This window comes from Alteromonas gracilis (assembly GCF_036870955.2).
In the GTDB taxonomy this organism is placed as follows: domain Bacteria; phylum Pseudomonadota; class Gammaproteobacteria; order Enterobacterales; family Alteromonadaceae; genus Alteromonas; species Alteromonas gracilis_A.
Window position 1 is genome coordinate 3,099,243 of the sequence record NZ_CP145482.2, and the last position, 11,752, is coordinate 3,110,994.

General features: G+C 38.5%; 9 protein-coding genes. All 9 read left to right on the top strand.

Going from position 1 to position 11,752, the window contains the following annotated elements:
* Window positions 1–8: 8 nt before the first annotated feature.
* Entirely contained in the window at window positions 9–1,907 is a 1,899-nt protein-coding gene (asnB, locus tag V6N89_RS14995) for an asparagine synthase (glutamine-hydrolyzing) (RefSeq protein ID WP_346992884.1), read from the top strand.
* Window positions 1,904–3,004, top strand: a complete 1,101-nt coding sequence (locus V6N89_RS15000) for a glycosyltransferase family 4 protein (RefSeq protein ID WP_338518251.1) — start codon at window positions 1,904–1,906, stop codon at window positions 3,002–3,004. The genes asnB and V6N89_RS15000 overlap by 4 nt, the downstream gene beginning before the upstream one ends.
* Before the next feature lie 71 nt (window positions 3,005–3,075).
* Window positions 3,076–4,428 (top strand): oligosaccharide flippase family protein, encoded by a 1,353-nt coding sequence (locus V6N89_RS15005; protein ID WP_346992885.1) that lies wholly within the window; start codon window positions 3,076–3,078, stop codon window positions 4,426–4,428.
* Entirely contained in the window at window positions 4,425–5,573 is a 1,149-nt protein-coding gene (locus V6N89_RS15010) for a glycosyltransferase family 4 protein (protein ID WP_338518253.1), read from the top strand. Before V6N89_RS15005 ends, V6N89_RS15010 begins: the two co-directional genes overlap by 4 nt.
* Complete coding sequence (locus tag V6N89_RS15015) at window positions 5,563–5,985, top strand: glycosyltransferase family A protein (RefSeq protein ID WP_346992886.1); 423 nt, start codon at window positions 5,563–5,565, stop codon at window positions 5,983–5,985. Before V6N89_RS15010 ends, V6N89_RS15015 begins: the two co-directional genes overlap by 11 nt.
* A 513-nt stretch (window positions 5,986–6,498) precedes the next feature.
* The gene (locus tag V6N89_RS15020; protein WP_338518255.1) at window positions 6,499–7,824 is read left to right on the top strand and encodes an O-antigen ligase family protein; all 1,326 of its coding nucleotides are present in this window, start codon (window positions 6,499–6,501) and stop codon (window positions 7,822–7,824) included.
* Window positions 7,790–8,830, top strand: coding sequence for a glycosyltransferase family 4 protein (locus V6N89_RS15025; RefSeq protein ID WP_338518256.1), 1,041 nt, complete (start codon window positions 7,790–7,792; stop codon window positions 8,828–8,830). The genes V6N89_RS15020 and V6N89_RS15025 overlap by 35 nt, the downstream gene beginning before the upstream one ends.
* Window positions 8,823–10,436, top strand: a complete 1,614-nt coding sequence (locus V6N89_RS15030; RefSeq protein ID WP_346992887.1) for an ArnT family glycosyltransferase — start codon at window positions 8,823–8,825, stop codon at window positions 10,434–10,436. The genes V6N89_RS15025 and V6N89_RS15030 overlap by 8 nt, the downstream gene beginning before the upstream one ends.
* A 78-nt stretch (window positions 10,437–10,514) precedes the next feature.
* Window positions 10,515–11,729 (top strand): hypothetical protein, encoded by a 1,215-nt coding sequence (locus tag V6N89_RS15035; RefSeq protein WP_338518259.1) that lies wholly within the window; start codon window positions 10,515–10,517, stop codon window positions 11,727–11,729.
* Window positions 11,730–11,752: the final 23 nt, after the last annotated feature.

The window sequence follows — 11,752 nt, forward strand, 5'->3', positions numbered from 1 at the left end:
TCAATATTGTGTGTGGAATAGCAGGTTTCAGTTTATTTAACCACGTAGAGGGAAACGAAGCCTCATTAGAAAGAATGGGCAATGCGATCTTTCATAGAGGGCCTGATGCAGGCGGTACCTACATTGATGAGTTTGTAGGCCTTTGCCACAGAAGACTGAGCATTATTGATTTGTCTGAGGCTGGAAACCAGCCAATGTTTTCTGGTTGCGGAAATTTAGTCATTGTTTTTAATGGTGAAATTTATAACTTCCTCGAACTTCGAGAAGAGCTAGAACAGCAAGGTATTGTATTTAAATCTCATTCAGATACTGAAGTCATTCTTGAGTTGTATAAAAAAGAGGGCGTCGATTGCTTAAAGCGTTTAAATGGCATGTTCGCTTTCGCGCTGTGGGATAAGCAGAAAGACTTATTATTTATAGCTCGAGACAGACTGGGCAAAAAGCCCCTTTATTATTTCAGTAAAGATGGCCGCTTTGCGTTCGCTTCTGAAATCAAAGCAATCCTAACTTTAGACAACATTCCGCGTAAAATTAGGCTGGATGCCGTTTACGATTTTTTCGCATACCAGTATGTACCCGACCCCAAGAGTATATTTGAAGACATTCACAAGCTGCCGCCAGCGCATTACATGTTAGTAACCAAAGATGGTATTAAGCAGCGTCAGTACTGGGATTTGAGCTTTACCAATACTTCTAGTGATTCGATAGAAGACAATAAGGACAAACTACTCTCTTTGCTTAACGAGACAACTCGTCAACGCATGATAAGTGATGTTCCACTCGGTGCATTCTTGAGCGGCGGCGTAGATAGCTCTGGTGTAGTTGCCCTAATGGCCAACAATAGCGACAAGCCAGTTAAAACCTGTACCATTGGCTTTGATAACAAAAAATACAACGAAGCAGAATTCGCAAAAGAAATTGCGCAAAAGTACAACACCGAACACCATGAGTTTACAGTCCATCAAAATGTTGCTGAGCGCCTTGAAGAAATAGCAAAATACTTTGATGAGCCCTTCGCTGACCCCTCGCTGGTGCCCACATTTTTTGTATCTGAATTAGCCCGTAAAGAAGTCACAGTTGCCATTGCAGGTGACGGCGGTGATGAAATGTTTGCTGGTTATGAAAAGTACGCTATTGATGACATCGAAAACAAGTTAAGAGATAAGTTTCCAAAAATTGTTCGGGAAAAACTTTTTCCACCTTTGGCTAAGTTCGCTGGCACAATCCCTTTAAACATAGCTAAAAAAGGCAAGTCGCTGCTAAATAGCTTAAGCCAGTCACCTGCCATGGGTTTTTACATCACGAACAGCCAAATGACCGACGAAACCTGGTGCAAGCTTGTTAAACCCAACGTAGCGCGAGCGCTCGGAAATTATCACCCTAGTCGTATTACTCTTGATAACTATGAGAAAGCGGATGGTCCAGACCACTTAAGTAAACTGCTTTATACTGATATTAAAACCTACTTAACTGGTGGAATTTTAGTTAAAGTAGACAGAATGAGTATGGCTAATCACTTGGAAGTTAGAGCACCATTACTCGACTACCAAATTGCAGAATTCGCAGCTTCTATTCCTTCAGAACAAAAGTTTAACGAAGGAGTAAAAAAACGCATTTTAAAAGAAGCCCTCGTTCCGTTTATTCCAACCGACCTCCTTCACAGAAAAAAAATGGGCTTTTCTGTTCCACTAGCGCAGTGGTTTAGGGGAGAGTTAAAGCCGCTCTCGGAAAAGTTCATGGTTAATTCAGATTATGGGGTTTTTGAATACTTGCAAAAAAGTGAAGTTATGAAGCTTTGGCAAGAGCATCAGTCGTGCAAACACGACCATAGTAATGTTCTATGGAGCATACTTATGTTCCAGATGTGGTTTAGCACCTATATAGCTGCATCGGAGACAAACCAATGAAGGTATTGCATGTAACATACGATATGCGTATCGGCGGTACCGAGATGGTTATTAAGAATATTATCGAGGGAAATACCGATCCTGATATCAAGATGTCAATTTTTTGCATTGAGAGTCCACTTGGCCCTTGGGGTCATGAACTACAAAAAACAGCATTAATTGACATCACTGTTGCTAATCGCAAACCTGGTTTTGATTTTGAACTCATTCAGCAGCTTCGGAACCACATTAAAACCAATACAATTGATATTGTTCATTGCCACCAATACACACCTTGGGTTTACGGAGCACTCGCAGCCATGGGCTCTTCCGCTAGAGTAATTTTTACTGAACATGGACGCTTTTACCCCGACACCTCTAGTTGGAAAAGAAAAATCATAAACCCTCTATTAATGCAACTGACGCAACAAGTTACTGCTATTTCAAGAGCAACCAAAGAGGCGTTAAAAGCCTTCGAGAATATCCCGTTAAATAAAATAAAGCTTGTTTATAACGGAATCCTTCCCCTTAGTAGCCCAAAAAGCGATGTTGAGACACTTAAAGAAACATTGGGTATACCCAATGATTTTCTGGTTTTTGGTACTGTTTCAAGAATGGACCCAATCAAAAATCATAAGTTAATGGTTAGAGCTTTTGCAGAGTTCAATCAAACTTTTCCCAACTCTATTTTGTTGTTAGTTGGAGATGGAGAAGAAAAAGAAACTATAGTGGGGCTAATTGAACAGTATTCATTGAGCAGTAATGTCATCTTGACTGGTTACATCAAAAAACCTGTCAATCATATAGCGGCACTAGATGTTTTCTTATTACCGTCATTTAGTGAGGGAACATCTATGACATTACTAGAGGCAATGAGTTTAAGTAAGCCATCCATCGTAACTGATGTCGGTGGAAACCCAGAAGTTGTTCAGCATGCAGAAACTGGTATAGTAATAAAAAACAATAACTTAAAAGATTTAGTCAGTGCTATGAAGACATTGGCAACAGACCGACAAAGCAGAGAGCTCTTAGGAAGGAATGCTAAGCTGCGTTTTGACGACATGTTTTCGTTAGATAAAATGTGTAAAGCCTACAAAGCGTTGTATCAAAAAAGATGAGTCTCGCACGTTCCCTCTTTCACTCTTTCAGCGAAAAATACATAAACCTAATAGTTCAACTGTTAACGAGTGTGTTAGTTGCGCGAATACTATCACCCGAAGATTTCGGAATTTATGCAATTTCGTTCTTTATATTGCTTATAGCTAACATACTAAGAGAATCAGGAATAAGCTCATATATTGTTAAAGAAAAAGAGCTGTCACAAACAAAAATAGATACGTGTTTTGTTATTCTAATGAGCGTTTCTTTTATTACGTTCATTGTGATCACTTTAACCGCTGGGCGAATAGCCGACTTTTATGCAGAACCCCAACTGAAACTAGTATTACAAATATTAGCCGTCAATATCTTAATTTCTTCTTTCGGAAGCATTAATACAGCACAGCTGCATAGAGCATTAAGATTCAAAGGCATTGCTATTAGCTCCATCGTTTCAAATATCTCAGGCAGTGTTGCCACCATATTACTTGCAGTGTATTTGGGTGGCCCTGAAGTTCTTGCTTTAGGTGCATTAATTACCACGGTCACCTACCCCATTTTTTTATACTTCTTAGAGAGAGAATTCCTTGAATGGAAAGTACGGTTTAAGTTCAAGTTACGAGAAGCACGATCGATTTTTTCTTATTCTAAATTTGTTTTGGCCTCAACGTTGATTTTTGAGCTAGCAAATAGCTTGGCTCAAATGATAATCGGCAAAACACATTCTATGTCACAGGTAGGGCTTTATAATAGAGCGGTGACGACGGGGGGGCTACTGAATAAACTACTGACAGAGGGGCTTTCGCCAGTAATTACACCCTTTTTCTCTTCAATCAATCGTGCGCAAGAGAACTTAACTTCTCCGTACTATACCTTAACAAATATTTTCAACTATATCAGCTGGCCGTTTTTCACATTCGTTTTCTTTCATTCAAACGAGATAATTACCCTTATTTTCGGAGAGCAATGGAAAAGCGCGGGTATTTTTTTACAAATAATTTGTATTGATCGCATTCTTGGAACTTTCGCCCCCATGTTTGACCCTGTGTTTTTAGGATTGGGCAAAGCAAAACAGTTAATGAACTTAAATCTATGCCTAAATACTTTGAAAATATGTGTCATCGTCTCGACGATACATTACGGGATAGATATTATGCTACTTGCTGTTTCTACTAGCATTCCACTTTTAGGTTCAATCGTGAGAGTTTGGTTGTTGGCACAAAATAACCTCATTACCTATAAAGGAATATTCATTGCCAATTCACGCCCTTTTGTTGTTGCAATATCGATTGCCATTTGTCTCAATTTGTTCAAAGAGTCATCTGACTTCGATATCATCGAATTGGTACTAAGCGCACTATTGTGTTTTTTCATTTTTCTGGTTTTTTTGATTAACAGTGAACTGCTAAAGATAATTCGAACACTTATGGAGAAGAAAGCTTGATTTTTCTTTTGGATAAACTTCCCACTTTTTCAGAGACGTTTATTTCGGATATCATTGATGCTATATCCAAAAGCGAAAAGGTAATGCTTGCTTCAATGGAAAGCGGCATTCAAGCATCTCGTTTTAGTGACCAACTAATCATCGACAAGTTCTGTTATCCGTCTATTAAAAAGAAGGTTTCACTAATTGTAAAACGCCCCTTTCATTTTTTAATGACATTGAATGAGTATTTGAAAGTAAAAGGAAAGGAAGAAGAGGTAGCATATTGGTTTGCTTTAAACTTAACTTTATTCAAAAGCATGAGAGCGGCTAAGTATGTTCATGTTGAATTTGCCCATAAAGCAGCATATGCGGCATATATGCTTCATAAAATGCTTGGAACAAAATACACAATAACCGTACATGGATTTGATCTTCGAGCCCCTTTATTTTCAACACCAAAAGTATTGGGCAAAGCAAAGGTGATTTTCTGTCCCTCTGATTTTCATCGCAGAAGAGTAATCGAGATATCATCAAAGTCAAACACTCAGATTTCTTATCTGGGTGTTGATACGAAACTTTTCTCTCCAGAAAAAAACAAATGCGCAACAACCAGCTGCAGATTTATTCATGTTGGAAGGTTCCACCCTATAAAAAATCATCAGCTGTTGCTAGAGGCCTTTTGCCAGGTTGCAAAAACAGAAGGTGTGGATGTTTCATTAACTCTAGTCGGTGATGGCGAAGAGATGCAAAAATGTATTGAATATGTTTCCTCGCAGAAGCTAGAAGATAAAATTCATTTTGTTGGGCAGAAAACACCTGCTGACATCAGAAAACTCTACCGCCAGCACGATGTATTTGTGCTTACAAGTAAACATGAAGGCTTATCAATTGCGGCTACAGAAGCAGCATCTTGCGGTCTTGCAATTGTAACGACCGACGTTGGTGGTATGAGAGAGTTGGTGCAAGACGAAGAGAATGGAATCATTACAAGTCAAGCTGACTGTATTTACCAGTTGTCACATGCATTAAAAAGAATGATTGAGGATGCTGATTTGAGGCGAGCCATGGGGGAAAGATCACGAGAGATCGTTTTATCAAAATTTGATTTTCAAAAGAACCTGCAAGACAAAACACAAGTTTGGAACGAAATTAATGGTAACTGATTTTTCAATTGTCTTCGCAACATTTAATGGCTCTGACACGTTAGAACAAATGCTCACATCTCTCGTAGATTTAAGTAGGCACAGCTCCATTAAGTTTGAAGTTTTAGCCGTCGATAACAACAGCACAGATGATACTCTCGTAATACTCGAAAAGTACGAGACTCTATTACCTCTGAAAATTCTGCATTGCGAAAAGCAGGGAAAGAACCACTGCTTGAATATGGCGCTACCATACATAAAAAGCGAGCGCGTTATATTTACTGACGATGATGTGATTTTTTCACCTAATATTCTCGAACAATACAAGCTTAGCTTTGACAATAATTTAGATTACGATATTTTTGGAGGTCACGTTTTACCTCACTTTATGGAAGCCCCCCCACTTCACTATTCAAGGCCATTCCATCTTTAGTGGCTTTTGCTTTGACTGATAGTGACGTTTATGAAGAAGGTGAAATTGCCCCTGAATCATTGTTAGGACCAAATATGGCAGTAAGAAAAAGAGTGCTCTCATCACTGCAATTCAACACCAATATTGGCCCGAGCGGGAACAATTACGTTATGGGTAGTGAAACAGACTTCTTGTTCAGAGCCAAAAAGGCTGGCTATAAAGCGTACTTCACGGAATCATCCGAAGTGAAGCATATAATTCAACCTTCTCAATTTACAAAAGACTGGTTAAGCAATAGAGCTTTTAAAGCGGGGAGAGCACTCGTACACGAGCAGAAGCGAAATGGCGAGCTCGTTAATACAAAAACATTCTTTGGTTATCCAAGGTGGGCGCTCAAGAGACAGCTCACAAGCTTTATACAGTACTTTTTTTCCTCAAAGCATTCATACCGCCAATTTTACTACCTTTGGGATTGTTGTTTCATGAAGGGTTACAAATTTGAAAGCCGAAAGTCTTTAAAAGAGAGTAACTAAAATGCATGCTCTCTTATTTGTTTCCTCGATACTCTACTCGGTTGTAAATACATTTAAGCAGCAGCCTATTTACGCCTTTTTCTTGTATCAACTTGTCTACTTTTTTAATCCAAATTATCGATGGTGGAATTATCAGATACCAGATTTTAAATACGCATTTAGTAGCTCTACTTTTCTGTTATTAGTATGTATATTTTCTAAAAAATATCGTGAACGTAGCGGCAACCTTTTTAAGTCGACGCCACTAGTATTGCTAACGCTGTTTTCTGCCACCTTTTCGGCCACATACTTTGTGGCGTATTTCCAAGTATTTCACATCATGGCTGTGGAAGATCTAATAAAATCACTTATTGTCATATTCTGCGCTTATAAACTTTGTATCAACAGAGAATCGATTTCTATCATCAAAAATGGCTACGCAATCGGAGCTACTTACCTTGCCTTTTATACTTACCAAATAGGGAGAAACGCTGGGGATAGAGTGGAAGGTGTTGGTACGGTCGACGCACCAGATGCGAACGACACTGCGGCAATGCTCTGCCCTGCGCTGTTTTTTGCTGCACATAACTTCTACACTGCCAAAAGCCTTAAAAGTAAGGCTGCGTGGTTAGTAAGCTGTGGACTCCTTGCAAATGCACTTATTCTTATTAATAGCCGGGGTGCATTTTTAGGCGTAATCATTGGCGCGCTAATACTTGCTAAAAATTTGCTTGTAATTAAAGTTGATATCTTTAAGCACAAAAGAAAACTATTTGCTATTGCATTTGTGGGTATTATTGGATTGTTTTCGGTTTTAGATAAAGCGGCACTGGAAAGGTTCTCCACTATTACCCAAGAAGCAAAAACAGAAGACCGAACAAAAGAATCAGGTAGCACCCGAATTGAATTTTGGAAGGCCGCCATCAATATGTCACTGGATTACCCTATGGGGTTGGGTACACTAGGATTTAATGGTCTATCAAGCCGCTACATCCCGGAAAACGTCGATACTGGTGGCAATCGTTCAAAAACAGTGCACTCGACTTGGTTTGAAGTTTTGACAGAGTCTGGCTATCTGGGCGCGTGCTTTTATTTGTCGCTTTGTTTCTATATCTATAGAAAACTGATAACTATTCGAAGATATGCGAATAAAGTAAAAGATGAAGCGGCCTATTTATCCATATCATTTCTGCACTCAGCAATTATCTCATGGTTTGTTTGTATAACATTTATAAACAGAATGAGAGCCGAAGTATTTATTTGGCTTGTTTTAATTGCAGCATGCACATTTTTTGTTTACAAGGTTGATAAAAATGCTGTTATGGCGAATAAAACAGAAGTTGCTTAGTGTTGTAAACGCTCTGCATTATGCGAAAAATAAAGTAAGGCATAAAAACAACGCATCAAAGCATACTGTATTGATGTACCCTTCTTTTGATGGACTAACTGGGGGCTCACTCGCTTTTTACTCAATAGCCGAAATGATATCGGAATATCAAAGTGTAGAGCTTTTTACTCATTTAGGCGCAAATAGAAACAAGTTAGTTAAGCCGTCGATAAATCTAATTGTCAAACTGAATGAAAATACTAACTACGATCTTATCATTGTTGATGACACTACAGACGCTAAAACAATAAAGCAGCTTAGATATACATTCCAATGCCCTGTGATAGTGTCTTGTCACTGCCTGCTGCATCACTGTCACGGCAGAAAACCTAGCGATTTATTAGCAACTTTAGATGCATCTGACCACATTCATTTTGTAGATACCTGTCAATTGGACGACTTTCCAGAATACAAAGATAAAGCGACAGTTATACCCAATCGCGTAGAACAGGTCGGAAAAACGCGATTTCAAAGCAACTTGGGGTCTGTTGGTAATTTTAATGAAAAAAGAAAGAACTTAAATGGAGTGTTACGTACGTATGAACGCACTAACGCCGAGCATTTATTCATTTTTAATTATAATCAGACCGTTGAGTGTTCAAAACCAGTTACGATAAATAGACAATGGATTTCGAAAAAAGAAGACATTTACAACAATATCGACGTGTTTGTATTTCTTAGTACTCATGAAACGTTTGGTCTAGTCGTTGCAGAAGCTCTAAGTGCTGGTATTCCTTGCGTTATTTCTAACATAGCCGCTTTTCAACACTACAAACGCTGTGAAGCAGTAAAATTAGTAGACCACGAAAATGTGCAAGACGCGGCACAAAAAGTTAACGAAATCCTTGAATCAAAAGAAAAATACAATGGCGTTGCCAAGCAGTTTTGGGAAGACAACTACTCAGACACGGTAATAAGTAAAAAGTGGAATCGCTTGGTGGGTTCGAAGGTGGGTGAACATGTATAGTGCCAATGCAAGAGTCAGCAAATTACCGCTCCTATTCCTAACCATCATAAGTAGTTACTTCTTAATAAGTACTCCCCAATTTTGGTTAGCATACCCTGACTCAGGTTATTACTTAGGAAGTGCAATCGAAGTATTAAACAGCGGAAGATACTACTTCAACACACTGCCAAACTTGCAATATTACCCGGGCACTAGCAGCGTTATCACTCTAGGCTACATGTTATTTGGTACAAGTATTTACACAACGCAACTTGTCTTCAGCGTATTAACTCTGGGCTCACTGTATGTAGGGTATTTGTTGTTCTATCAAATTACCTCTTCAAAATTGAGTGCTTTTGTCGCTACAATTGGCTTTGGCTCTTCGTACGTTTTTATTGAGAGCATACACCCTGTTTTATCCGACGGTATTTTTGTTCTATTTACTTTTTGTTGTTTATTACTATTTCGTGTTTTTAATAAACACCAAAACAAAAGCACACTAGTTTTACTTTGCCTTGCTGTTTCGTTTTGCGCCTTGGTAAGATTTCAAGGGTTGTTTTTAGTATTTGCAATGGGCATTGCCCTTCTATGGTTCTTATATAAACGTACCATTGATGTAAAAATGTTCTTTATTACAGGCTTCTTGTTAGTATTTCCTTTTATATTGTGGACGCTGCGAAATTATATTTTGCATACTCCTGACGCATATAATATGGCCAATCAGTTCTTTTTCTCTCTTTCGGGACAACGCTTATATGCCCCTGGCTTGAATGGTGATGTAGACAGTAGCTGGGTGAACGCTAGCTGGAAATACGCCGTCTATCGTCCTCTTTACAGTATATCGACTATATTAGAGAGTTACTTTGGATATATTCCTTTAGACTACAAATTCGTTTTTGCTCCCCTTTTTGTGATCATTTCTATTTCTGGTTTTATAAAATGTATAAAGAAGCTGTCATTGTTGGAGTTAACATATATTGGCTTTTCGACCGCTTATATTGCTGTGGATCTACTGACTAAAAAACACCTGTACGTATTAGGTAGATATTGGTTGCCATTATTACCTTTTATTTCACTATTTTTTGTTATGGGTGTGGTTTGGTGTTGTCAAAAAATGGTAAGCTCGATGAATCTGATTACAAAAAAGGCGCATCTAACTCGAGTCGTGAGTGTTGCGTTGTTAGTTGGTTTTGTTATAGCAGGCTTTTTGAATACCACGCTTTATTACAAAAACATTAGTATTTACGAACCTATAAACCAAAACTTAGACAAGCTTTCGGCTTTTTCTACAAACACAATCCCATTAGGCGCCGTAGTTGCTGTAAATGACTGGGGGGTTATACCGCTTACATTGAATCGATACGCTATTCCGCTGCTCAATGACGACAGCCATATTCACTCTGTAAAGAAAATGATTAAATACTCAACCGATTACATGGTGATCGTGGAGAAATTTAAACGAAGTGGCGAACCAGCGCTCAAGTTAGCAGAGGACAGGCCTGACGTATTCCAGCTGCTACAAATTTTTAGTTCAACGACACCCGAGGCGAATACTTTTATATTTAAAATTGATAAAGAGAAAATGCCACTTCTTTTAGATGAGCTAGAACAAGCAGGCGTAAATTAGGCTGTTAGATAGTCCTTAAGTGCAATATGTTACCCTGTAAAAGCCAATACTCACATTAGTTAGATAGGAACCACTAAGATGAAGAAAATTGCTAGTATATTATTAGCACTGAGCACGGCTTTCAGTGTTAACGCTGACTACAAAGAAATATCGCTTACAGATGACATACATCTGAAATACCAAGGAGCATTTAGGTTTAGCGTAGACGACGTTGGTGCCTCAAGAATGCCATTTACAAATGGCGTTTTTACCATTGCGCCGAATGGAATCGACTTTTTTGCTTCAGGTCATGCTCAAATGCAAGGTATTGCAGAGTTCTCCATGCCTTCTTTAGAAAAGACGCAATCAGTAAAAAAATTACCATTTGCGAAAATTAAACAACCTTTTGTTCAATACGTTAAGAACCCAAAAAAACTTAAAAACTCACAGAACTTAGATACCATCTCAGGTATGGAATTAATCGAAGGTGAACTTTTTGTGAATGCAGTAGAATATTACGACGCGCCTGCTGACAATACCCATACAACTTTCATAATAAGAAAACCGTCTAATTTAAAGAAATCTAAAGTAAATGGCTTTTTCAAATTGCAGGGCAGAGTTAATGCTGCGGGTTGGATGAGTAAAATTCCTGATTCTGTAAAATCGGAATTTCCAGGCTCTTATATTGTTGGAAACGCAAGCAATGTCCCTATCAACACAAGACTAAGTATTGGCCCAAGTGCTTTCGCTTCTAACATTGATGCTTTAGCTGGCCTAGAAAAAAAAGGCGGAGTCATACCTACCTTTGAAATGATGAACTTTTCTGTAAATTCACCGCTTCACCCTGATCAATACAATAAAAGCAAAAAAAATGATGTTTGGACGGAAGTATCTTATGCGGCATACGGGTTTATTGAACCGAACGGAAAATACTACATCATAGTTGGCCATTCGGGTGGTCATAACTCTTCAATTGGTTACAAGATAAAGCAAAATAATGGAAAGAAATGCGGTGGACCTTGCTCTAGAGATTATAAAGATAACTACAATTACTATTGGATTTTTGATGTAAAAGACTTACTTAAAGCGAAGAACGGCGAATTACTTTCAACAAAAATTAGACCAATTAAATACGGCGAACTTGATATGCCGTTTCAACCTAAAAACGGTATTTTACGAAAAGTGATAGGCGCTGATTTTGACCCTAAATACAATAACCTATGGTTTTTGTTAGAAAATGTAGACCATACCCAAAGCAAGTATGAAGCAGCTCCTGTAATGGCAGTATACAAATTAAGTATCGAGAAAGCATAAACGTTACGGGGGTGAGCTAGCAT

What these genes read in the sequence shown, in the direction of transcription:
- V6N89_RS15000 (WP_338518251.1), top strand. Translation starts at nt 1,904, where the DNA reads ATGAAGGTATTGCATGTAACATACGATATGCGTATCGGCGGTACCGAG.
- V6N89_RS15015 (WP_346992886.1), top strand. Translation starts at nt 5,563, where the DNA reads ATGGTAACTGATTTTTCAATTGTCTTCGCAACATTTAATGGCTCTGAC.
- V6N89_RS15020 (WP_338518255.1), top strand. Translation starts at nt 6,499, where the DNA reads ATGCATGCTCTCTTATTTGTTTCCTCGATACTCTACTCGGTTGTAAAT.
- V6N89_RS15025 (WP_338518256.1), top strand. Translation starts at nt 7,790, where the DNA reads ATGCTGTTATGGCGAATAAAACAGAAGTTGCTTAGTGTTGTAAACGCT.
- V6N89_RS15030 (WP_346992887.1), top strand. Translation starts at nt 8,823, where the DNA reads ATGTATAGTGCCAATGCAAGAGTCAGCAAATTACCGCTCCTATTCCTA.
- V6N89_RS15035 (WP_338518259.1), top strand. Translation starts at nt 10,515, where the DNA reads ATGAAGAAAATTGCTAGTATATTATTAGCACTGAGCACGGCTTTCAGT.